Consider the following 21,788-nt stretch of genomic DNA (forward strand, 5'->3'; position numbering starts at 1 on the left):
GAAGGCTCCTTTGCGCGCTTAAATTTGTTGCGCCTGCACTTCCAGTTCGGCGATGCGCTTCTTCAGACCGCGCTCTTCCTGGAACCGCGCCGTCTCATCCCGGATAACAGCGACAATCCCCGTCAATTCGCCCTGTGGCGAGCGCAGCAGCGCAACCGTGAATGCGATCGAGAGTGCACGGCCTTCCTTGTCGACGGCCGGAACGCGCAGCACGTCACTGCCGTAGCGCGTCTGCCCCGTCGCCATCGTCTTCTGATACCCGTCCCAGTGCCGGCCACGCAGACGCTCCGGGATGATGAGGTCGAGTGTCTTGCCCATTGCTTCGGATTCCGTATAGCCAAACATGCGAGTCGCCGCAGGATTCCAGCACGTAATGTCGCCGGCGGCGTCCGAGATGATGACGGCGTCGCCGATGGCGTTGACGAGTTGCGCGTAGTCGATGGCGGATTGCATGGCGATAGGTTGACGGATTGGCGGCGAAGCACCGTGAATATGCGGTGCGCTGCTCGCATCGAGTTCGCAGCGCACCATCGTCTCTGTCTGTTTGCTGTGTTCGCGCACCGGCACGGCGCGTGCCGTGCCGGCTGACGACATTAAACCGCGCGCCCTTCGTGCAGCGCCGCGATCTGCTGCGGCGTGTAGCCGAGACCGGCGAGCACTTCGTCGGTGTGCTCGCCAAGCAGCGGCGAAGCGGTCACTTCCGGCTTCATGTCCGAGAACTTGATCGGGCTGCCGATGGTGAAGTAACTGCCTCGCACCTTGTGCGGAACTTCGACGATCGAACCGCTCTTGCGCAACGATTCGTCGTGCAGCAGTTCCTTCATCGACAGCACCGGTGCGCACGGAATATCGTACTTGCGGAAGACGTTGACCGCTTCGAACTTGGTCTTGTCCTTGATGAAGTCCTCAATCGTGGCGAAGATCTCGTCGATGTGCGGCTGGCGCGCGCGCGGCGTGGTGTAGTTCGGATCGGTCTTCCACTCCGGCTTTCCGAGCGCGTCGCAGATCGGTTCCCACGCATGGCCCTGGACCGTGAAGTAGATGTACGCATTCGGATCGGTCTCCCAGCCCTTGCACTTCAGGATCCAGCCCGGCTGGCCGCCACCACCGGCGTTGCCACCACGAGGTACCGCTCCGTCCTTGAAATATTCCATTTCGTGCGGGTACTGCGGATACTCTTCGAGGTAGCCGACGCGATCGAGACGCTGCTGGTCACGCATCTTGACGCGGCACAGGTTGAGCACGGCATCCTGCATCGACACGGCAACCTTCTGCCCCTTGCCCGTCTTGAGACGGCCGAGATAGGCGGTCAGGATACCGATCGCGAGGTGCATGCCGGTGTTGGTGTCGCCAAGCGCCGCCGCCGAGATCGTCGGGGCGGAATTGTCGCCTTGCCACCAGCCGGTGGTCGAAGCGGCGCCGCCAGCGCACTGCGCGACGTTCTCGTAGACCTTGAGGTCTTCGTAGTGGTGGCCTTCTGAAAAGCCCTTGACCGAGGCGAGAATCATGCCCGGGTTGAGTTCCTGGATGCGCTCCCACGTGAAGCCCATGCGATCGAGCGCGCCGGGACCGAAGTTTTCCACCATCACGTCCGATTCGCGGATCAGCTTTTCAAGCACTTCCTTGCCTTCGGGCTTCTTCGTGTCGAGCGTAAGCGACCGCTTGTTGCTGTTGAGCATCGTGAAGTACAGCGCATCGGCATCGGGCATGTCGCGCAACTGGGTGCGCGTGACGTCGCCTGCACCGGGACGCTCCACCTTGATCACGTCTGCGCCGAACCATGCGAGCATCTGCGTACAGGCAGGGCCTGCCTGCACGTGCGTGAAGTCGATGATCTTGATGCCCTCGAGGGGTTTGCTCATTGCGTATCTCCTGGTTCCTGATCGGTTGGTTTTATTTCTTCATTGCCGCGCTTTGCGGATTCAGATTCGTGAGACGGCCACTCTCCGTGCCAGCCGATTCGTCGATAACAGCGTTGATCACCGTGGGCTTGCCGGATGCGATCGCTTCGAGCAACGCAGCCGTGAGTTCTTCGGGCGTGGTTGCGTTGTGACCGACACCGCCAAACGCCTCCATCATCTTGTCGTAGCGCGCGTTCTTGACGAACGCGGTGGGCGCCATATCGGCGCCGCCGCTCGCGTTCACATCGGTGCCCTTATAAACGCCGTTGTTGTTGAACACGATCGTGCAAACGGGCAGGTTGTAACGGCAGATGGTTTCGAGTTCCATGCCGCTGAATCCGAACGCGCTATCGCCTTCGATGGCGACGACCTGGGTACCGCTCGTCACCGCCGCACCGACCGCGAAGCCCATGCCGATGCCCATGATCCCCCACGTACCCGAGTCGAAGCGCTTGCGCGGCTGGTACATGTCGATGATGCTGCGCGCGTAGTCCAGCGTATTCGCGCCTTCGTTCACGACGTTGATATCCGGGCGCGTTTTCAGCACGTCCCGAATCGCGCGCAAGGCGCTGTGGAAGTTCATCGGCGACGGATTTTTCTCCAGGGTCGCTGCCATCTTCGCGAGGTTCTTGTTCTTGCGTTCAGCGATGGCGTTGAGCCACTCGGCGCCGGGCTGCGGGAAGTTGTCGCCGACGCCTTCAAGCAACGCCTCGACACACGAGCCGATATCGCCGATCACCGGTGCCTCGATTGCAACGTTGCTGTCGATTTCGGTAGGCGCGATGTCGATCTGGATGAACTGCTTCGGCCCGCTTTCCGCGCCCCACGTCTTGCCTTTGCCGTGCGAAAGCAGCCAGTTCAGCCGCGCGCCGACCAGCATGACGACGTCCGCCTCGGCGAGCACGAACGAACGCGCAGCCGACGCCGACTGCTCGTGCGTGTCGGGCAAGAGGCCCTTGGCCATGGACATCGGCAGATAAGGAATGCCGGTCTTCTCGACGAGTGCGCGGATCTGCGCGTCGGCCTGCGCATAGGCGGCACCCTTGCCGAGCAGGATCAGCGGACGTTTGGCACCCTTGAGCACGTCGAGCGCGCGCTTGACCGACTCGGGCGCCGGGATCTGGCGCGGCGCGGCATCGACCACCTTCACGAGCGACTGCTTGCCCTTCACGGCGTCCATCGTCTGCGCGAGCAGCTTTGCTGGCAGATCCAGATAGACGCCGCCGGGACGGCCGGACACGGCAGCGCGAATGGCGCGCGCCACGCCGATGCCGATGTCCTCGGCGTGCAGCACGCGATACGCGGCCTTCGCATAGGGCTTCGCCGCGTTGAGCTGATCCATCTCTTCGTAATCGCCCTGCTGCAGGTCAACGATCTCGCGCTCACTCGACCCGCTGATGAGGATCATCGGAAAACAGTTCGTCGTGGCGTTGGCGAGCGCGGTGAGTCCGTTCAGGAATCCCGGCGCCGAAACGGTGAGGCAGACGCCGGGCTTCTTCGTCATGTAGCCCGCGACCGCTGCCGCGTTACCCGCGTTCTGCTCATGGCGAAAGCCTATGAAGCGCATGCCCTCGGCTTGCGCGAGCCGGGCGAGGTCGGTAATGGGAATGCCGACCAGTCCGAAAATCGTGTCGATGTCGTTCAGTTTCAGCGCGTCGATGACGAGATGAAAGCCGTCGGTCGTTTGCTGTGCTTCCGGCGCGGGGCTGTTCTGCGCCTCGTTGATGCCTGCTTCTGCCATGACGTCTCCTCTTTGGCGGGGCGTTGTGCTGCTCGTGATATACAATATTCCACACACAATATTAGTCAAGACGTTTTTTCCCCGATCCTGCATGTGCGGCACTGCAACAGAGATCGCGGCGCCGATGTGGCGGCACACCGGTACGTCCCGGCTGATTCCATCTTCACCAACAAATTACGTAGTCCGAATCGATTTGCGGCCTACTTCACCCGGCGATTCAGACGAAAGACTTATGAATGGGCGCGCCTAGTCGAGAAAATCACAATTCGCCTCGACGAACAGGGCGAGATCGATCGAGTGCTGCCGCACCAGTTGCTCGACGCGCTCGGTGTCGCGTTGCTCCAGCGCCTCGATGATCCGCATGTGATCCACGATCGAACGCGACGCGCGATCGCTCTGTGCGATCGTCATGCGCCGGATTGCGCGAACGTGCATGAATATGTTCTTGATGGTGTCGACAATAATGGGCGACTTCGACAGTTCCACCAGCGACTGATGGAACATGATGTTCGCCTCCGAGTATTCCTCTATATGGTCGGAAGGCGTCGTATCGTTGAAGTCCGAGAACATGTGCCGCAGGCGGGCGATGTCGTCGCTGGAGGCGCGCTGCGTTGCGAGCCTCGCCGCCATGCTTTCGAGCGCCGCCCACATGTAGATCATCTCGACGACTTCCTGGCGCGTCTTGCGCAGGATATAGACACCACGCCGCGGCACCGTCCGCAGAAAACCCTCCTGCTCCAGTAACGTCATGGCTTCACGCACGGGGGTGCGGCTTACGCCGAGTTTCTCGGTCAACTCTTTTTCATCGAGACGGATTTCATCACGCGAACGATAGATATCGGTCTCAGCGATAGCCTGCTTCAGCCTCGCATAGGCCTGATCGCGCAACGACGCCGCGGCGTTGATGGGTTCGAGCGTCAAGGTTAGCGGGGCGGCCCCGGTAACCACTTGCTTATCGGCGGACATCGGTCGTTTGTCTCCAACGTTCTGATTTGCCGGCTCTACTGGGGAAATTTCATATTTCCAATACAATATATCAGACACCAGAATGCAGCTACGCCGGGTTTACGCGCATCTCGTCCGGGAAGTCAGCCGTCTCTCCAGAACGATAAATACTGGTTTATACAAATCACAAAAAACTTTAACTATCGTTTATTCATCGGCGACCCTACGCTTCGTTCACGTCATTCGACATTGAGGAGACTGCCATGAGCCAGGCGCACGCCACCGATCGAGACCCGCACCTTCACGCACATCTCAGCGCGTTCAATTCGGCCTTCGCGGAATTGGGCCTGCGGTTTCGCTGGGACGCACAGACGCTCTACTCGCTCGCGTCGATTGACGGTGAGCGCGCTCGCATCGCCGCCTATATCGAAGCGAATCATCCGCACCTTCTGAATGCCTACAGCATCGACTTCCTGTCCGAAGCGATCCTTGCGCTCAAGAATGCTCAGGTCCCCGGAGAATGGTTCGCGGGGCATGTCGTGCAACAGGAGCAGCCGACGCAGCGGCCCCCCCTGCCCTGCGGCTGGGTACCGGACTGGCGCGATCCGGGTCTGGGGCTGCCAGCGCTGGCCGGCGCCTGATGCGTGCGCGGGCTTCGAAACGAAGCCCGTCGACACTGCATCGGACTACCAGGTATTTCGACGCGGCCGCGGCGTAACCGCGGCTTCAGTCGACGATTCACCGCGCACCTGCCACGGCGAACGATCCAGTCGTGCGCGCTCGCCGCGAATCAGGCGCGTGCGAGCGCCTCGTCTTCCTGCAGCTTGCGCCACAGGATCTTGCCGCTGCCCGCCTTTGGAAGCGCATCGACAAACTGCACGATGCGCGGCACCTTATAGGCCGCCATGTTGTCGTGCGCCCATACGATGATGTCGTCCTCGTTCACGCTACCAAGCTGCATTGGATCGATCACGACATAAGCCTTCACGGTCTCGCCGCGCCGTTCATCCTTCGCGCCGATGACGCACACCTCCTTGATCGCCGGATGGCGATACATCAGCGCTTCGACTTCCGCCGGCCACACCTTGTAACCCGATGCGTTGATCATGCGCTTGAGACGGTCGGTCATGAAGTAGTAGCCTTCCTCGTCGCGTCGAACAAGGTCGCCCGTGCGCAGGAAGCGCTTTCCGTCGCGTTCGATGAACGCCTCGCGCGTCGCCTCCGGATTGCGCCAGTAGCCCTGCATCACCTGCGGCGCGTGCATGATCAGTTCGCCCGACTCCCCGTCCGGCACTTCTTCGAGCGTATCGGGGTCGATCACGCGCGCGTCCACATCGAACACCGGAATGCCGAGGCACTGCGGCTTCGCACGCTGCGCCGGGTTGATGTGTGTAGCCGCCATCGTTTCGGACATGCCGTATCCCTCGACGTACTCGAGTCCCGTGAGATCGCGCAGTTTCTTCACGACCGCGTCGGGCATCATCGCACCGCCGCCGCGCATCCACGCGAGACTCGACAGATCGTATTCGCCGATGCGCGGATTCGAAATGAAATCGACCACCATCGTCGCGATCGCCTGCCAGCCGGTGATGCGGTGGTGTCCGATTGCGCGTGCCGCGGCGTCACGGTCCCAGCGCGGCAGGATGACGATGCTCGCGCCTGCGTAGAGCGGACTGTTCATGCCGCCCTGCATGCCGGTGACGTGAAAAAACGGCAACGCGGAAAGCAGTACGGCGTCCTGATTAGTACCAAACCAGTTGCAACCGCCCACCGCCGTGCTCATTACGCTGCGGTGCGTATGCATGCAGCCTTTGGGCTTGCCCGTCGTGCCCGACGTATAGGGCATCACGCACAGGTCGTCCGCGCAAGCGGTCAGCGGACCAGGCGCGCAACGGGCGTCCAGCACGTCGGCCCAGTGAATGACGCCCGGACCGGCGACCTGGCGCGGCGCCGTCACGAACTGAGGCGGCGACGACGACGGCTCGCACTTGAGGTAATCGCCGTAAGTGGCGACCAGCAGATGATGCAGCCCCGCCCCACCACCCTCACTAACTAGCGGCGCAATGCGCGAATACAGATCCTGAGCCACAAACGCAGTCGTTGCGCCGCTGTCTTCGACGTAATGCGACAGTTCGTCGGACAGGTTCATCGGATTCACGGGCACGACCACGGCATTGGCGCGCAGGATGCCGTAATACGCGATCACCCATTGCGGACTGTTCTGCATGTAGAGCAGCACACGATCGCCTGCCTTCACCCCGCAGTGCTGTTGCAGATACCCCGCGACGCGTTCGGCCTCGTCCTTGAATTGCGCGAACGTGACGGGCGTGTCGTAGAAATAGATAAAGGGTTTGTCCGGAAAGCGGGCCGCAGAAACTTCGGCGTTATGGAACAGATTCGTGGCCGGAATCGTGAGGTGCGGCGAGAGATGTCGCGGCCAGTGTGGCGACGGCAACCGCGCCCGGGCGTGCATCCCAGCTTGCGAAGCGGATTGTGCTGACGTGGACATGACGGACTCCGTCCCGGTGAACGCGCGCCACAGTCACGGCGCGCCAGTGGTGCAATCGGTGCATGCGCCATGTTCGGCGCAACGCACCCCGGCCGCGATGTTACGTCAAACGATGCACGCGCCGCCATCGACAGCCAGGTACTGGCCGGTGACATCGCGCGAAGCGGCGCTTGCGAGGAACGCGACGCGGGAACCCATCTCGCCCAGCACCTCAGCCAGCTTCAGCGCACGGCCGCGCGAGCCGCCTGTGACGAGCGGCACCTGATCGCCCAATTCGAACATGTCCCTGATGTGCATGCTTCGTTCCCCCTGAACTTCTCTGCCGCGCGCGGAACGCGCGGATGTGGTTCCACAGATTTCTCGCGATGGCGACCGATTCTAGCGACGCCCTTCCATGACGTAAACAAGGAGAAGCACGATCGTTCGCCCACCACGGCCGGTACTGCCGACCACTGGCGGCAATGGTTTGCCAGTCCTCGCACGGTTGCGATCGCGGCCCGAATGCCTTCAAAAACACGATCCAGTAGCATGAAGCGACGAGGTGCAGTTTGCGAACATGCTGATGCTGAACGCGTTAATTTATGCCTTCTTTTTAATTACATATTAATTACTATAAAAGCCTGATTACTTTCACGATGAAAGAAATCGCCCAGGGATTAGCCCGAAGTTACCCCCGACAACCATGCAAATGTTTAATCCCGGGCGTACACTCGGCGCAACCTCGTAGCGCGGGACATACGGGTTGTACGCGATAAGGCCGCAAAAGACGGCGTTGCATTCGAATATCAGGAGAACAACATATGAGCTGGACGCGGGAACAGAAAAACGTCACGATCGCCGCCTATCTCGGCTGGACGCTTGATGCATTCGATTTCTTTCTAACGGTTTTCGTTCTAAAAGATATTGCCGCCGAATTCGGCACGAAAATTCCGCAAGTTGCATTCGCGATCACGCTCACGCTGGCCATGCGCCCGATTGGCGCGCTGATCTTCGGCCGCCTCGCCGACAAGTACGGCCGCCGCCCCACGCTGATGGTGAACATCGCGTGTTACTCGGTGCTCGAAGCGCTGACTGGCTTCTCGCCGAACCTCATGACTTTCCTCGTCCTGCGCGCGCTCTTCGGCATCGCGATGGGCGGCGAATGGGGCGTAGGCTCCGCGCTCACGATGGAAACCATCCCGCCGAAATCGCGCGGCGTGGTGTCGGGCCTCCTGCAGGCCGGCTATCCGAGCGGCTTTCTGCTCGCCTCGATCGTGTTCGGCCTGCTGTTCCAGTACGTAGGCTGGCGCGGCATGTTCTTCATCGGCGTGGCGCCTGCGCTGCTCGTGCTCTATATCCGCTCCAGTGTGCCGGAATCGCCCGCATTCAAGGAGATGGCAAAGCGCGCGCGTCCGAGCCTGATCACGACGCTCAAGCACAATCTCGGGCTTTCGATCTACGCGATCGTGCTGATGACCTGCTTCAACTTCTTCTCGCACGGCACGCAGGATCTGTATCCGACGTTCCTGCGCGAGCAGCACCACTTCGATCCGCATACGGTCTCGATCATCACCATCGTGCTGAATCTCGGCGCGATCGTGGGTGGTCTCTTCTTCGGGTCGTTGTCGGAGAGGATCGGCCGCCGCAAGGCGATCACGATCGCCGCCCTCATCGCGCTGCCGGTGCTGCCGCTGTGGGCGTTCTCGACTGGCCCGGTCCTGCTCGCGGCCGGCGCGTTCCTCATGCAGATTTCCGTGCAAGGCGCCTGGGGCGTGATCCCGGTGCACCTGAATGAAATTTCGCCCGATGAAGTTCGCGCAACGTTCCCAGGCCTCGTCTACCAGCTCGGCAACCTGTTCGCGGCGGTCAACGCGACGATGCAGGCATCATTCGCCGCTTCGCATGACGACAACTACGGCCTCGCGATGGCCGCCGTGGCCGGTACCGTGGCGGTCATCATCGCGGTGATGATCCAGTTCAGCCGCGAGCGCCGCGGCGTCGACATGACGCAGTCGGCCAAGGAAGTGTCGAGCGTCGCCTGATCGCCCCTGCATAGAGCGGCGCCGCGCTGCTCTACGGCGACATGAGGCCGCGCCGGACCTGGGTCCGCGCGGCCTTTGCTTTTGGACGCGACATGCGGCACGCTTACCCGCCTGGCCGCTGCATGGCACGATCCGGACTGACGAATGGCAATTCGTCGGGGGAAAACCCGCTGCCCTTCACGCGACACTCCGTGCATGATGAGCGCGCCACATACTCAAAATAATCCGCCAGGGAGAGACCTCATGACCGACACGCCCCGCCCCCTCTCGACAGTCTGCGCGACCGCGACCGCAGCGCCCGACACCGACGGCACCTGGTACGCGTCGTATCCCGCGCATGTTCCCCGCGAAGTCGACGTGCATCAATACGCCTCGCTCGCCCAGTTTTTCGACGACTGCACGGCACGCTTTCGCGAGCGCGTCGCCTACGTGAGCGCCGGCTCGCCGATGACCTACGCCGCGCTCGCGCGCAAGGCGACCGCGTTCGCATCGTGGCTGCAGGGTGCGGGCGTGAAGCCGGGCGATCGCGTCGCGATCATGCTACCCAATACGCTCCAGTATCCCGTCGCGCTCTTCGGGGCCCTCAAGGCGGGCGCCGTCGTGGTGAACGTGAATCCGCTCTACACCGCGCGCGAACTCACCCATCAGCTGAAGGACAGCGGCGCGCAAACGATCGTCGTGTTCGAGAACTTTGCGAAGACGCTGCAAACCGCACTGCCCGGTACGCAAGTGAAGAACATAGTCGTGACGGCGCTCGGCGATCTGCTCGGCGAGGGCCTGAATCTCAAGGGCCACTTCATCAATTTCATGCTACGGCACGTTGCGAAGCTCGTGCCTGCGTATAGCCTGCCGCACGCATTGAAGCTCGTCGACGTGCTCGCACAAGGCGCGCGGCGCCCCGTCGCGCCCGTCAACGTCAAATCCGGCGATCTCGCGTTCCTGCAGTACACGGGTGGCACGACGGGCGTCGCGAAGGGTGCGATGCTCACGCACGGCAATATCGTTGCGAACCTGCTGCAGGCGAAGGCATGGACCGCGGGCCAGCTCGGCGCCGACCAGGAAACCGTCCTCACGCCGCTGCCGCTCTATCACATCTATTCGCTGACCGTGAACGCGATGATCTTCATGGCGCTCGGCGGCCGCAACATCCTGATCGCGAATCCGCGCGACATCAAACGCGTGATGAAGACGATCCGCCACGAGAAGTTCAGCTGCATCTCGGCTGTGAACACGCTCTACAACGCGCTGCTCGATAACGAAGAGTTCCGCCAGCGCGACTTCTCCGGCCTCAAGCTGGCGATGGCGGGCGGCATGGCCACGCAGCGCGCCATTGCGGAGCGATTCAAGGCCGTGACCGGCACACCGATCTCCGAGGGCTACGGCCTGACCGAATGCTCGCCGATCGTGACGATGAATCCTGTCGACGTCAATCAGGTGCACGATTTCGACGGGACGATCGGCCTGCCCGCGCCCTCGACACAAGTGCGCTTTCGCAAGGACGACGGCACGTGGGCGAACATCGGCGAGGCCGGTGAACTCTGCGTTAAGGGTCCGCAGGTCATGCAGGGCTACTGGAACCGCCCCGACGAAACCGCCAAGGTCCTCGACGCCGACGGCTGGCTCGCGACCGGCGACATCGGCGTGATGGATGCGCAAGGCTATGTGCGGCTCATCGACCGCAAGAAGGACATGATCCTCGTATCGGGCTTCAACGTGTATCCGAACGAGATCGAGGACGTCATCGCCGCGCATCCGGGCGTGAGCGAAGTGGCGGCAATCGGCGTGCCCGATCCGGTGCAGGGCGAGCGCATCAAAGTGTTCGTCGTGCGCCGCGACCCGACGCTCACCGAGGACGCGCTCATCCACTACTGCCGCGAGCAGCTCACGGGTTACAAGGTCCCGCGTCTCGTCGAGTTCCGCGATGCGCTGCCGCAATCGAACATCGGCAAGATCCTGCGCCGCGAGTTGCGCAACGAAGAAATCGGGAAGAAAGCGCCGGCCTGATACGTTCATACCGTGTTGCTGCCGCGCTTACGCCGACGCGCGCGTTGACGTAGCGCAGGCGCCGCTTTGCGGCACCTGCCGGCAAGGTCTGACGAATTCGTGGAGCGTGCGCCGATGAGGTTCCGCACAACGCCGCCAGCCTGTCTCCTGACCCTCTGCGCCGCGCTCGCCCTGGTTTGCGCAAGCGCGCAGTCACTTCCTGCGGCGGACGCCGACGACGCGCCCGCCACAGCGCAAGCCGACCAATCCACTGCCGACGTCGCGCACCTGCCGCTCGACGAGCAGGTTCGCTGGCTGCAGCACACCGCGCAGAACGGTGCGCTCGCGAAGCTCGACGACGCACAGCTCGTCACTCTCTTCTCTTCCCTCGATCCGCGTGCGCTGCCGCGCTACATCGCGGCGGGCCCGCACGGCTACGCGTCGTGCGAGTTCGTGATGCTGCGCAGGGAACGTATCCACGGTCGCTGGCCGGCCGCGCCCGATCACATGCTCGTGCGGATCGCGCACGATCCGCTGCGCATCTACGCAAAATGGCTGCCCGACGGCGCCCACGCGGGCCAGGAGGTGCTCTACGACGCCACGCGTCGCGGTGACGAGATGTACGGCCACCCCGGTGGGTTTTTCGGCATGGTGTCGATGTGGGCGCGACTCGACGGCTCGTTCGCGCATGCGCAGTCGCGCCATCGGTTGACCGATCTCGGCACCGAATTCATCGCGCACCGCTTTGTCGATGAAAACACGCGCCTCGAACAGGCCGGCCTCGTGCGGCCGGCGCAGATCGACGTGAAAACGGTGGATGGCGTGCGCGTCGTCGCGTTCACCTGGGAGGCGCCGCGCGGCGTGAACGGGTTCTACGCGAGCAAGGAGACGCTCGGGCTCGACCTGCGCCATCCGTGGTTCCGCACTGCGCAGTCATACGACAGCGAAGGCCGGCTCTTCGAAGAAGTCGTGTTCGAGCAGATGGAGCCGAAGTCCTTCGACGCCCTCACGTTCGACTCGAAGAACCCGGACTACCGCTTCTAGCCTGGGCATCGAGCGCCAGCACGACGGCACCGCGTGATGCCGCGAACCGCGTCAGCACGAATTGATCGGAGGGCCGCAGCGCGGTGATCATCGGCGTGAGCGGCCCGGCGCGGCGCGCGAGCTTTGCGTGCCAGAGCGTGCCGATGTCGTCGGTGGCTGGCCACGCTGCGATGCCTGCGCGTGCCGCGTAGCCAGCGAGCACCCGACCGGATGCCAGCGCCGGATCGAAAACCGCGACGCGCGCGCTCGCGCGCACCGCAACCGTTCGCGCAAACGGAACGTTGCACGCGGCGCCGAGCAGCGTGCCCCCGGTCTCGCACAGGAATGTCCGCCGATCCATCGCGCCCTCCCCGCTCAGGTGTAGCCGCGCTCGTGCCGCCACACCGCCGGCCACACGCCCTGCTTGCCCGGCGACAGCACGCCCTGGGGATCGAGTGCGTCCTTGAGCGTCTCTGCAAGACGCAGCAATGCGCCATCGTTGAAGCTGTATTGTGCTGCCGCGAAGTCCATGTACAGCAGATGCGACCGGTACACGCCATAACCGGCCGCACGCGCGTCGCTCATCAGTGCGCGCAGCAAGTCGCCCGCGCGCTCGGCATCCGCGCGTCTTTCGCGTGCAAAGATCACCGCGAAAACATGATGCAGATGCCGGCCCGCTGCTGTGAAACCGCCGTAATAGTCGAAGCCGTATTCGGCCGCGCGCGTCTTTACGAGCATGTACTGACGCATGGCGTCGCGGCCGTCGGCTGGACACAGCGGCGAAAAGTCGACATGTGCGCCCTGGCCACCCAGCCAGTCGAGCATGCGAAAAGCGCTCATCGTGGGGATGCCCGCCAGATTGCGGTCGGCACCGCCTTGGGGTTCGTCATAGGGCTTGTCGTTGTGCTCGTCGCTCCGCTTGTCGCCCGTTACATAGCGCGTGGCAGTGACGCGCGCACCCGGCACCGCCGCGAACGCGCGCTCGACCACGCGCCGCTCGGCGTCGATCACTTCCGGCGCGCCGTAAAGGCCGAAGTGCAGATTCCAGCGTCCGATCCCCAGATCGCGCTGCATCGCCGACACGACAGGCTCGGGCATCGGCCCTGCGCCGTCGAACCAGCGCGTACGCAGCGCGATGCCGGCCGCGCGCCGGATCGCGCCTTCGATCGCCGCATGATTGCGGATCGTGCCGTCGAGCTGCAGCACGCGCAGCGTATCGACGAGCGCGGCCAGATCCGCTTCGTTCGGCACCTGCACCTCGCCGAGCAGATACGCCTGCGGCGCGGGCATCAGCCAGACGCCCATCTTCGTGACGACGCCGTAGTTCGACTGGGTGAAGAGCGCGTCAAAAGCGGGGCCGTAGCCAGGTCGGTAGAGCTGCCATGCTGTGCCGGTATCGATCGCGCCCATGCCGGTGCGCACGAGATCACCGTTCGCGAGCACGATCTCCATGCCGCACTGCGTCGAAGCGTGATCGCCGTAAGGTGTGGTGCCGAAACCGCGTTCGAGCGAATTGCCGATCACACTGCCCCACCCGGCCGCGGGCGGATCGACCCACAGCCGGTAGCCGCCATCGCGCAGATGCGCATACAGATCGAAGTAGCTGACGCCCGGTTCGACGAGCGCATAAGCGAGCCGTTCGTCGACATGGAGAATCCGGTTCATTCGCTGCAGGTCCAGCACGACCGAACCTGATAAACGCGGCGCCGCGCCGCCGTAGGCAAAGTTGCGCCCCGTCGAGACCGTCCAGAGCGGCACGCGCATTTCGTTCGCGACTCGCAGGATCGCGCGGATTTCGTCGACGTTCGCTGGCAACAGCGCAGCAGACGGCGCGAACGCGCGCGGATTGGCCGCCGGCATGAACGGATCGAGATACAGTTCTAGCGCCGCGCCACCGCGACACACATTGGGCGCGCTGACGATCGCTTCGAATGCCGCCAGTGCGCGCTCGAAGTGCGACTCGCTCATGCCTGGCGGCAAAACGCGCGCGGCATCGCCCATCGTGCCGCCCGTCACCATTGCGACCGATCGCCGCCCAGCGCGCCGCAGACTTCGTATGCGATGGTGCGCAAGTGGCCCTCTGTGGGCGGGCCGGACAGCGCATAGCCCATGCGGTCGGTGGTCCAGTAGAACGTGCGCCGATTGCCGTCGCTCAGGAGGCGCACCTTACTGGTGTCCTTACCCGACGAGCCGACGTACAGCGTAAGACGCTCGCCCGCATCGTTCTCGTACATGAACTGCGCCGCCGGCCCTGAGGCGCCGGGCAGCAGCCGTCCACCGACGAGCGCGTACCCGTACTCCTGCAGCGACGGAACCGAAAGTGGCTTGCCAAGCCGCTTCGACAGCCACGCGACGAGATGCGCCTCATCGGCCGCACCCACTTCGACCGGATGGCGCTGCTCCGGCGTGTAGACCGCGTAGGCGACGTCCGCGCGGCGTGCGAAGGTGTCAGGCTCGCCAGTCGCAAAGACGCTGCCCACGCCCGAGTCACCCGAACCGCCGCGCGGCACAAACACGGTCGCCGCGAGTGCGACGCCGGCGCCCGCCAGACACCACGCGGCCGCCATGCCAAAGCGCCACCACCACGGGTCGCGATGCCGGAGCACGAGATACGGCGACGGCGCCGGGTCCTCGCCGCTCGTACGGCAAAGCGCCTGCAACGCCGACTTCTGCGCGCAATACGCGAAAACACGGCTTGCGGCGAGAGGATCGCTCGCGAGCCTTGCGTGCAACACCGTTTCGTCAACCGGCGGCAGCTCGCCGTCCACGAACGCCGAAAGCGTGACGAGATCGGCGTCAGTCCTGTCTTCAGGCAGCACGCCGCCTGCACCATCGGCCGCCGTGTGCCCGGCACGATCGCGATTCTTTTGGCTATCGTCGTGATTCATCGCGTTGTCCCCACCACCCTGAGCGATGCGGTACGCCGTCCAGGATCCTGGCCGAGCAGCACCCGCAGATGTTCGCGCGCGCGAGAAAGGCGCGACATCACGGTGCCGGACGGCACGCCCAGCACCGCCGACGCTTCTTGATAACTCAATTCCTCGACGCACACGAGCAGCAACACCTCACGCTGTGCGACGGGAAGCAGATAAAGCGCGCGCTGGAGATCGCGCAATTCCAGTCCGTCGACCTCGCCGCGCGGCGCCTCGAGCGTGCGCCATGGCGCGCTTTCGTCATCGACCGTGATCTCACGACGCCCGCGCAACTGGTCGATGTAAAGGTGACGCAGGATCGTCAACAACCACGCGCGCAGATTGCTGTCGGGCCGAAACGAATTCCAGCGCGACAGCGCGCGTTCCGCCGCGTCCTGTACGAGGTCGTCGGCCCACGCGACGTCGCCAGTCAGCGAGCGCGCATAGCGCCGCAGTGGCGCGAGCTGCGCCACGACTTGCGCCTCGAACTCCCGCGTCGGGGGGCGGGGCACGCCATCCGCCCGTCAGTAGCCGCCGCTACCCGAGCTGCCGCCCGAACTGCCGGCGGACGAACTGCCGCCCGAATTCATGTCGCTGCACGCGGTCATTCCTGTCGAGGAGACAGCAGCCAGAGCCACCAACACCAGAAATTTGCGAAACCACTTCATCGTCACCTCCTGTGCAGGATGAGGATGCGCCCCGCCGAGTCGTCCCGAAAATCTTGCAAAGCGCGCGCCCAGGCGTTCCAGGCGCCGACACCGATATAAACGTGTCGATGGGGTTGGTTATTCCCGGCGTGTGCTGCGCACTTGCCCTCTTGCACATCATGCGGTTCTGCGTATTAACGGTGCGATCGGGTCCATCGTTCGTGTGCGGCGGCGCACGGAAACAATGGGGTACGACCGACGAGAATCGCGTGTACCCCAAAATGAAGGCTGTGCGTCGGAAACGCACCCGAATCGGTCGAGCACAGGCCGCCGCTTTGCACTACGCTGTTAGGGCATGTGCCGCGAATGCGGCGTACTGACACAGAGTGGGTGCGGTGTCCGGTACTACCGGACACCTGAGGCGCCCGAGGCAGGTCGAGTCGGTATAGTCCAGCAATGGCCAATATTCACGCACGCGCGTCTCGCCGACACAGGGTAGAATCCCTCGCGAGCAAACGTTTCCAACTGAATGCGGCATCGAGCCGCCAGGTCTAATTTCGTCCATGCCTTCCGCAGAATCACATCCTCAAAACGACTTCATGAATGCCGCGCGCAAGGAACGCAAGCGCGTCGAAATCTATCTGGTCAACGGTATCCGCCTGACCGGATGCATTGAGTCGTTCGATCAGTACCTCGTGATGCTGCGCACGCCTGTCGGCCTGCAAGGCATCTACAAGCGTGCCATCTCCACGATCCAGCTCGACACCGGCACGCGGCCGGGTCCGCGTCCAGCGCGCCCGGCGCACGCTGGCGAGCACACAACCCGCGGGGCCCACGGGATCCACGGCGGCCACGGACCGCGCGAGTCCCGCGAGCCGAGAGAACCGCGTGAATCGTGGCCCGCGCCCGCGCAGTCGGGCGATCGCCCTTCGCAGGATGGCCCGGTGGTCGTCACGCGCCGCCGCCGGCTCTACGGCTCCGTCAATAACGGTGGCAATAACGGCGGCGACGGTTCCGGCAACACCTGAGCTACGCACGCAGTACCCGCGCGCTTGTGCTGCGCCCGGTAACGCGCTCGCGGCCAGGGCGCGGCGGCGTCATGCACGCCGCGCTTGCCCGAGGGGGCATGGTTGCCGCGCACGGTTCCTCTTTCCACATCGGGCCTTGGTGTCGCTGCAGTCCGCAGCAGCCAGTGCTCACGTTCGCCCGTTGCGATATGCTGGGACGCGTGATCCCCGCAACGGAGAACATCATGAGCGCGTCGAAAACTCCCCCCAGGCAGCCACCCGTTGACCCGCTCGACGAGGCGCTCGAGGAAACCTTCCCTGCCAGCGATCCAATCGCGGTCGATCCCCCGCCTCAAAAGCGAGCGCAAGCCGCCGACGCAAAGAAAAAAGGACGGGAAGCCGGCCACCACGGCGGCAAGCATTGATCCACACGAGATTCACCGCCGCCTTCGAGGTGGGGGCGGGTTCGCCTGCGTTCATTTTCCGACCAGTGGCATAGCCTGACGACCTGCTTGCGACAGGTGCGCTCACGACTACTTTGCTGATCGCGATGGTGACTTGGGAAGGTCTGCCAGGCCAACGCGCGGTTCACGCGTGCCGCTGAGTGCGCAGCGGACGATAAACGATACCGGCAGCGAATGATGGAAAGCGCCGGGACGTGGCGGCACGAGCCCCTGAAGCAGAGGAAAAGGGACAGGACCGCCAAGGGCTGCGATTATTTGACGCAACCGCAAAAAAACAACACAACGGCGTCGCAGCAGAGCGCCCGCGTGTGGCGAAGTCAGACCGGCGGCGCATCGGCGACGCCCGCCAGCCTTGTCACTTCGACAGTTTCACGCCGCTGCGCGCTGCTGCGGCAGCACGATGCTTACTGCGTCGGCAAGCCGCCTTCGACCTGACGTTGCAGTTCCCGCACCTGACGCTGCACGTCGCGCAACTGACCCTGCGCCGCCGTCTTCTGGGCCTGCAGTGCATTCGCCTGGTCGCGCGTCTGCTTCTGCTGGTCCATCACGAGCGCCTGCTGCTGACGCGCAATCGTGAGGTCGGCCTGGAGCCGGTTAGCGTGGTCCTGAGTCAGAGCAATCATGCGCTGCGTGAACGCCTTCTGCGCTTCCAGGCGGATCCGGCGGATCTCCACGTCAGCAAGCTGTTGGCTTTTCGCCGCGAAATCGCGGTAGATGGCTTCGGCGCGTGTTTCGTCGCTCGTCTTGATGACGCGCCAGAACATCTTGTTCTGGAAGAGCGTGACGTAGTACGTCATTTCCTTGCCATAAAACAGCAGGCTTGCACCGTACGAGCCGTTGTAGGTCGTGCGTAGCTCATTGAGTTCCGACCCGCGGAGCATCTGCTGAAGCTCGGCCACATTCCCCGCCGCGTTTTGCTGCGCTTCGTCCGGCGTGAGCACGGTCGCCTGGCTCGGCGCTGCCGTTTGTGCAGCCGCCGATGCCGCGTCGGCCGGCTGAGCCGCCACGGTCACCGAAGCCGCGTTCGTCGCGTCGGCACCTTGGGTTTCTTGCTGGGTGGTCGGTCCAGCGGATTGCGGTATCGGCTGCGCACAGCCCGCCTGAGTACCCCCGAACAGCACCATTACCGCCAGTGCTGCCTGTCGAACTCTCCGGTTGTAGTCCATTTAGTTCCTGCTTTGAACAGTTCTAGTTTTGGCAAAACCATCTAATTATTACTCACTTTCCTAGGTTTCGGGATCTCCATTGCAAATTTGATGCTTGTGTATCGTTTCTCACAACACTTCGCAGCCAATACCAGGAAACCGAGCCGCGTTTTCCCTCAGACGGCTGCACTGATCCGGTGCGGCGAGCAGGCGGCTGCGCCAGGGCAGGTTCGGGTAGGCAGCAGCGAGTTTGCCACGTCCCCGACGCCCATCGCGGCGCGCCCTCGCCGATACGCACCGCGAGATTGTGCAACTCGCGAAAATTGCCTGGGGAAATCCATGGCAGATACCGAATGACGACTTACCGAATGGGGAGCGGGAACGCGGCGACACCCGCCCCGCGATTGCGACGAACGGCCACAGCAACGTGGCGACCGTAAACCGTGTAAACGCCCCGGTCAGGCTCTCCGTGTCGGTCCGCGTTCTCCGTGCGCGGCACATTTGCCTCCCCATTGGCGACGGCGTTGATCGCGTCGGCTGGTGCGTACGTGGACCGGGCTTGCGTGACAAGCACGACTCGATCACGGTCTGCACCTGATGCGCGAATAACTGAAGGACGAAAATCGAAACGATTTTGCGCAGTTCTGCGCATGTAAAGGCCGGCGGCAGGACGTGCGGATGCCCGGAGGGACTTCCCACAAGGCGCGGTTCACATCATGTGTGGAAAGACCGTGTCCCAAGCGGAAAGTCCGCAGGAGAACGCGGCAAGCACTGGCAGACGGTGCTACTAACCAACCTGAGGATCTTGACTCCGTTAATAATCAGGATGCCTACGTACATCACGCAGTCGCGTTCGACGCCCTGGCATCGACTGTACGCGCCCAACGGCTTTCAGCGATACGCGAACGTACAGTGGGGCCAGATTCACACGGCAAGCATTAGCGGGACAAAAGCGCGCCAGGATGCACTGGTCGAGCCCACACGCGACCGCGGCCCTCTCATACCGGACACCCCGAACCCGACGCGCACAGCGCAACTAGAGTCCCCCCTCTCCAACGACCGGAATGCTTTCGCGTATGCTCCCTAAACCGGCGTGCGCATGTGGCTCAACACGCGCGGTCTGCACACAATCACGAACGACAACACAAACAGTGGAGGACGACACATGAACCGGAGCAACGGACGCACCGCTGCATTCGCCGCGCGCGCGGCAACCCGGCTGGCGCTCGCGGGCGCCCTGCTCGGCGGCGCGATCGCCGCGCAAGCACAAAGCACTACGCCTGTCGGCGTGTGGCACACCATCGACGATCAAACGGGCAAGCCGAAGGCAGTCGTCCAGATCAGCGATGACGGCAACGGCCAGCTCAACGGCAAGGTCATCAATGGACTCGACCCCACCTCAAAGCCGGACCGCAAGTGCACGGCATGCACGGATGAGCGCAAGGATCAGCCGATTATCGGCATGACGATCATCGACGGGATGAAGAAGACCGGCGACGGCTGGGACGACGGACACATCCTGGACCCGGAAAACGGCAAGGTGTATCGCTGCAAGATGCACCTTGAGGACAGTGGCAAAAAGCTCGTCGTGCGCGGCTATCTGGGCATTTCACTGCTCGGCCGATCACAGACTTGGACGCGCGAGCAATAAAAGGACTGCCGGCGCGAATGGGGCGAAGCGGGTACGCAGCACATCTTCAGCAACCCGCCGACACCCGCGCCGGCACGCTGACAAAAATCCGGACTCAGGCGCGCACTCAGGCAGTGTGACGGAACAGCGTGCGCGGGTACGCGAACGGCTGCGGCACGGCAGGCGGAACGCTGCCATACAGCGGACTCGTTGGCTGCGACACAGACTGCTGCTCGTTGCGCGCTTCCTTTTCCTCGCCGCTCAGATGCTTGCGCATGCGCGTTTCGATTGAATCGCAAAGCGCAACGCCTTCTTCGCCGAACAGTTCGATCATGACGCGCTTGAGCACGCCGTCGTCATACCATGCCTTGAACCGGCGATGGCAGGTTTGGTACGAGGGGTAGCGGCGCGGCATGGCTGACCAGGTGGCGCCGCTATACATCACCCACAAGACACCGTTGAGCACCGACCTGGTGTTGGCGAGCGGACGGCCACGCAATTCGGCACGGGGACGCAATTCGGGGAGCAGTGGCAGGACGCGTTGCCACTCGTCCTCAGTAATATCGCGATGCGGGGTCATGGTCTTCTCCAATGTCGAAACGTACCCGACAAACGATAGCGACTTGACCACGCGGCGAATATCAGATGTGTCTGAATCCTGAAATAGTGACGAAAAATCCTTTTTGAGATGTCATCCTGGGGACGGATTCATTCTCAGGTGAGCGATGTATCGACGATACGGCGCGGCGCCTCAAGATATTCCTTCGACTGCATTTCGACGATCCGCGAAACCGTGCGCGTGAATTCATTCGCCATCGGGCCTTCGACGTACAGTTCCTCCGGTCTCACTGCCGCCGACATCAGCAGCTTCACCTTGTGGTCGTAGAACACGTCGATGAGCCACGTGAAGCGGCGCGCTTCGGACTGCATGCGCGGGGTCATCTGCGGCACTTCTGACAGAATCACGGCGTGGAAGCGGCTTGCCAGTTCCAGATAGTCGTTCTGCGAGCGCGGTCCGCCACACAGGGTCGCGAAATCGAACCAGACGACGCCGTCGGCGCGACGCAATGCCTTCAGCTCGCGCTTCTCGATGTGGAGAAGCGGACTCTCGTCGGGCACGGCCGCAAGTTGTGAGAACGAGTGACGCAGCGCTCGATCGGCCTCGGCCCCGAGCGGTGTGTGATAGATCTCGACCTGCGCGAGCGTACGTTGGCGGTAGTCGATGCCCGCATCGACGTTTAGCACGTCGAGCTTGTCCTTTAGCAGCGCGATCGCGGGCAGCATGCGGTCGCGGTGCAGGCCGTCCGGGTAGAGCGTGTCGGGATCGTAGTTGGACGTCATCACGAACTGCACACCGTTCGTGAAGAGACGGTCGAGCAGTCGATACAGGATCATTGCGTCGGCGATGTCCGAGACGTGGAATTCGTCGAAGCAGATCAGGCGATAGCGCTTCGCAATGCGGCGCGCGAGTTCGTCGAGCGGATCGGCCTGGCCTTTCAGTTCTTCCAGTTCGCGATGCACCTCGCGCATGAACTCGTGAAAGTGCAGGCGCGTCTTGCGCTGCACGGGCACCACCGCGTAGAAGCTGTCCATCAGGAAGCTCTTGCCGCGGCCCACCCCACCCCACATGTACACGCCGCGCGGCAGATCGGGGTGAATGATGAGCTTCTTGAACGCGTTCGAGCGGCGCGCCTTGTACGCGACCCACTCGTCAAAACACCGCTGCAGCCGGTCGATTGCGGCGCGCTGAGCCGCATCGGGCTTGTATCCCCGGTTCTGCAGTTCTTTCTCGTAGTATTCGGCGACGTTCATTACATGAACCACAAATGAGTAAAGGCGGGAGGGATCGACCCCACCCGC

General features: G+C 63.1%; 21 protein-coding genes. 7 read left to right on the forward strand and 14 right to left on the reverse strand.

Features of this window, described 5'->3' with window-relative positions:
• Positions 1-18: 18 nt before the first annotated feature.
• The 4 genes from D1Y85_RS08990 to D1Y85_RS09005 all read right to left on the reverse strand — a co-directional run bounded on the left by D1Y85_RS08990 (position 19) and on the right by D1Y85_RS09005 (position 4,608).
• Positions 19-453, reverse strand: a complete 435-nt coding sequence (locus tag D1Y85_RS08990) for a PAS domain-containing protein (RefSeq protein ID WP_124150788.1) — start codon at positions 451-453, stop codon at positions 19-21.
• Positions 454-593: 140 nt separating this feature from the next.
• Positions 594-1,862, reverse strand: coding sequence for a formyl-CoA transferase (gene frc, locus D1Y85_RS08995; RefSeq protein WP_124150699.1), 1,269 nt, complete (start codon positions 1,860-1,862; stop codon positions 594-596).
• Positions 1,863-1,893: 31 nt separating this feature from the next.
• Entirely contained in the window at positions 1,894-3,642 is a 1,749-nt protein-coding gene (gene oxc, locus D1Y85_RS09000; protein ID WP_124150700.1) for an oxalyl-CoA decarboxylase, read from the reverse strand.
• Positions 3,643-3,888: 246 nt separating this feature from the next.
• A complete protein-coding gene (locus tag D1Y85_RS09005) occupies positions 3,889-4,608 on the reverse strand; it encodes a GntR family transcriptional regulator (protein ID WP_124150701.1) in 720 nt (239 codons plus the stop codon).
• 242 nt (positions 4,609-4,850) lie between these two features.
• Between D1Y85_RS09005 and D1Y85_RS27475 the strand changes: the two genes are divergently transcribed.
• Entirely contained in the window at positions 4,851-5,228 is a 378-nt protein-coding gene (locus D1Y85_RS27475) for an HAD family hydrolase (protein WP_246024827.1), read from the forward strand.
• Positions 5,229-5,377: 149 nt separating this feature from the next.
• On the opposite strand, the gene D1Y85_RS09015 is transcribed toward D1Y85_RS27475, so the two are convergent.
• On the reverse strand, positions 5,378-7,060 hold the full coding sequence (locus tag D1Y85_RS09015; RefSeq protein WP_124150789.1) for a long-chain fatty acid--CoA ligase: 1,683 nt from the start codon (positions 7,058-7,060) through the stop codon (positions 5,378-5,380).
• A 141-nt stretch (positions 7,061-7,201) separates the two neighbouring features.
• Entirely contained in the window at positions 7,202-7,393 is a 192-nt protein-coding gene (locus D1Y85_RS09020; RefSeq protein ID WP_124150702.1) for a hypothetical protein, read from the reverse strand.
• A 503-nt stretch (positions 7,394-7,896) separates the two neighbouring features.
• On the opposite strand from D1Y85_RS09020, the gene D1Y85_RS09025 reads away from it, so the two are divergent.
• From D1Y85_RS09025 to D1Y85_RS09035, 3 genes are all read left to right on the forward strand, one after another.
• Entirely contained in the window at positions 7,897-9,117 is a 1,221-nt protein-coding gene (locus D1Y85_RS09025) for an MFS transporter (protein ID WP_124150703.1), read from the forward strand.
• Between the two features lie 243 nt (positions 9,118-9,360).
• Entirely contained in the window at positions 9,361-11,121 is a 1,761-nt protein-coding gene (locus D1Y85_RS09030; RefSeq protein ID WP_124150704.1) for an AMP-binding protein, read from the forward strand.
• 114 nt (positions 11,122-11,235) lie between these two features.
• Positions 11,236-12,144: a DUF1571 domain-containing protein gene (locus tag D1Y85_RS09035; protein WP_124150705.1), complete on the forward strand. Its 909-nt coding sequence runs from the start codon at positions 11,236-11,238 to the stop codon at positions 12,142-12,144.
• Here D1Y85_RS09035 and D1Y85_RS09040 read toward each other — a convergent pair.
• Genes D1Y85_RS09040 through D1Y85_RS26980 form a run of 5 tightly spaced genes read right to left on the reverse strand, consistent with a single transcriptional unit; the run spans position 12,107 to position 15,703 of the window.
• The gene (locus D1Y85_RS09040) at positions 12,107-12,484 is read right to left on the reverse strand and encodes a hypothetical protein (protein WP_124150706.1); all 378 of its coding nucleotides are present in this window, start codon (positions 12,482-12,484) and stop codon (positions 12,107-12,109) included. The genes D1Y85_RS09035 and D1Y85_RS09040 overlap by 38 nt on opposite strands.
• A gap of 14 nt (positions 12,485-12,498) precedes the next feature.
• The gene (locus D1Y85_RS09045; protein WP_246024828.1) at positions 12,499-14,142 is read right to left on the reverse strand and encodes an FAD-binding oxidoreductase; all 1,644 of its coding nucleotides are present in this window, start codon (positions 14,140-14,142) and stop codon (positions 12,499-12,501) included.
• A complete protein-coding gene (locus D1Y85_RS09050) occupies positions 14,136-15,011 on the reverse strand; it encodes an anti-sigma factor family protein (protein ID WP_246024829.1) in 876 nt (291 codons plus the stop codon). The genes D1Y85_RS09045 and D1Y85_RS09050 overlap by 7 nt, the downstream gene beginning before the upstream one ends.
• A complete protein-coding gene (locus D1Y85_RS09055) occupies positions 15,008-15,547 on the reverse strand; it encodes a sigma-70 family RNA polymerase sigma factor (protein WP_124150707.1) in 540 nt (179 codons plus the stop codon). The genes D1Y85_RS09050 and D1Y85_RS09055 overlap by 4 nt, the downstream gene beginning before the upstream one ends.
• A 12-nt stretch (positions 15,548-15,559) precedes the next feature.
• Complete coding sequence (locus D1Y85_RS26980; protein ID WP_185218936.1) at positions 15,560-15,703, reverse strand: hypothetical protein; 144 nt, start codon at positions 15,701-15,703, stop codon at positions 15,560-15,562.
• A 542-nt stretch (positions 15,704-16,245) separates the two neighbouring features.
• On the opposite strand from D1Y85_RS26980, the gene hfq reads away from it, so the two are divergent.
• Both hfq and D1Y85_RS09065 read left to right on the forward strand, forming a co-directional pair.
• Positions 16,246-16,710 carry an RNA chaperone Hfq gene (gene hfq / locus D1Y85_RS09060; protein ID WP_124150708.1) on the forward strand — a complete coding sequence of 155 codons (465 nt, stop codon included), beginning with the start codon at positions 16,246-16,248 and terminating at the stop codon, positions 16,708-16,710.
• Positions 16,711-16,934: 224 nt separating this feature from the next.
• On the forward strand, positions 16,935-17,114 hold the full coding sequence (locus D1Y85_RS09065) for a hypothetical protein (RefSeq protein ID WP_124150709.1): 180 nt from the start codon (positions 16,935-16,937) through the stop codon (positions 17,112-17,114).
• Between the two features lie 443 nt (positions 17,115-17,557).
• Here the strand turns inward: D1Y85_RS09065 and D1Y85_RS09070 are convergent, their stop codons facing one another.
• Positions 17,558-18,319, reverse strand: coding sequence for a DUF2968 domain-containing protein (locus D1Y85_RS09070; protein WP_124150710.1), 762 nt, complete (start codon positions 18,317-18,319; stop codon positions 17,558-17,560).
• Between the two features lie 1,144 nt (positions 18,320-19,463).
• On the opposite strand from D1Y85_RS09070, the gene D1Y85_RS09075 reads away from it, so the two are divergent.
• A complete protein-coding gene (locus tag D1Y85_RS09075) occupies positions 19,464-19,949 on the forward strand; it encodes a DUF2147 domain-containing protein (RefSeq protein WP_124150711.1) in 486 nt (161 codons plus the stop codon).
• 106 nt (positions 19,950-20,055) lie between these two features.
• On the opposite strand, the gene D1Y85_RS09080 is transcribed toward D1Y85_RS09075, so the two are convergent.
• Both D1Y85_RS09080 and zapE read right to left on the reverse strand, forming a co-directional pair.
• Entirely contained in the window at positions 20,056-20,508 is a 453-nt protein-coding gene (locus D1Y85_RS09080) for a transposase (RefSeq protein WP_124150712.1), read from the reverse strand.
• Positions 20,509-20,642: 134 nt separating this feature from the next.
• The gene (zapE, locus tag D1Y85_RS09085; RefSeq protein WP_124150713.1) at positions 20,643-21,740 is read right to left on the reverse strand and encodes a cell division protein ZapE; all 1,098 of its coding nucleotides are present in this window, start codon (positions 21,738-21,740) and stop codon (positions 20,643-20,645) included.
• Between the last annotated feature and the right edge of the window lie 48 nt (positions 21,741-21,788).

Source organism: Paraburkholderia dinghuensis (assembly GCF_003837865.1).
In the GTDB taxonomy this organism is placed as follows: domain Bacteria; phylum Pseudomonadota; class Gammaproteobacteria; order Burkholderiales; family Burkholderiaceae; genus Paraburkholderia; species Paraburkholderia dinghuensis.

Coding starts and splice junctions, on each gene's coding strand:
- D1Y85_RS09025 (WP_124150703.1), top strand. CDS start 7,897: ATGAGCTGGACGCGGGAACAGAAAAACGTCACGATCGCCGCCTATCTC.
- D1Y85_RS09045 (WP_246024828.1), bottom strand. CDS start 14,142: ATGGTGACGGGCGGCACGATGGGCGATGCCGCGCGCGTTTTGCCGCCA.
- D1Y85_RS09030 (WP_124150704.1), top strand. CDS start 9,361: ATGACCGACACGCCCCGCCCCCTCTCGACAGTCTGCGCGACCGCGACC.
- D1Y85_RS09005 (WP_124150701.1), bottom strand. CDS start 4,608: ATGTCCGCCGATAAGCAAGTGGTTACCGGGGCCGCCCCGCTAACCTTG.
- D1Y85_RS09020 (WP_124150702.1), bottom strand. CDS start 7,393: ATGCACATCAGGGACATGTTCGAATTGGGCGATCAGGTGCCGCTCGTC.
- zapE (WP_124150713.1), bottom strand. CDS start 21,740: ATGAACGTCGCCGAATACTACGAGAAAGAACTGCAGAACCGGGGATAC.
- D1Y85_RS09065 (WP_124150709.1), top strand. CDS start 16,935: ATGAGCGCGTCGAAAACTCCCCCCAGGCAGCCACCCGTTGACCCGCTC.
- D1Y85_RS09050 (WP_246024829.1), bottom strand. CDS start 15,011: ATGAATCACGACGATAGCCAAAAGAATCGCGATCGTGCCGGGCACACG.
- hfq (WP_124150708.1), top strand. CDS start 16,246: ATGCCTTCCGCAGAATCACATCCTCAAAACGACTTCATGAATGCCGCG.
- D1Y85_RS09035 (WP_124150705.1), top strand. CDS start 11,236: ATGAGGTTCCGCACAACGCCGCCAGCCTGTCTCCTGACCCTCTGCGCC.
- D1Y85_RS08990 (WP_124150788.1), bottom strand. CDS start 453: ATGCAATCCGCCATCGACTACGCGCAACTCGTCAACGCCATCGGCGAC.
- D1Y85_RS09075 (WP_124150711.1), top strand. CDS start 19,464: ATGAACCGGAGCAACGGACGCACCGCTGCATTCGCCGCGCGCGCGGCA.
- D1Y85_RS09080 (WP_124150712.1), bottom strand. CDS start 20,508: ATGACCCCGCATCGCGATATTACTGAGGACGAGTGGCAACGCGTCCTG.
- D1Y85_RS26980 (WP_185218936.1), bottom strand. CDS start 15,703: ATGAAGTGGTTTCGCAAATTTCTGGTGTTGGTGGCTCTGGCTGCTGTC.
- D1Y85_RS09040 (WP_124150706.1), bottom strand. CDS start 12,484: ATGGATCGGCGGACATTCCTGTGCGAGACCGGGGGCACGCTGCTCGGC.
- frc (WP_124150699.1), bottom strand. CDS start 1,862: ATGAGCAAACCCCTCGAGGGCATCAAGATCATCGACTTCACGCACGTG.
- D1Y85_RS27475 (WP_246024827.1), top strand. CDS start 4,851: ATGAGCCAGGCGCACGCCACCGATCGAGACCCGCACCTTCACGCACAT.
- D1Y85_RS09070 (WP_124150710.1), bottom strand. CDS start 18,319: ATGGACTACAACCGGAGAGTTCGACAGGCAGCACTGGCGGTAATGGTG.
- D1Y85_RS09015 (WP_124150789.1), bottom strand. CDS start 7,060: ATGCACGCCCGGGCGCGGTTGCCGTCGCCACACTGGCCGCGACATCTC.
- oxc (WP_124150700.1), bottom strand. CDS start 3,642: ATGGCAGAAGCAGGCATCAACGAGGCGCAGAACAGCCCCGCGCCGGAA.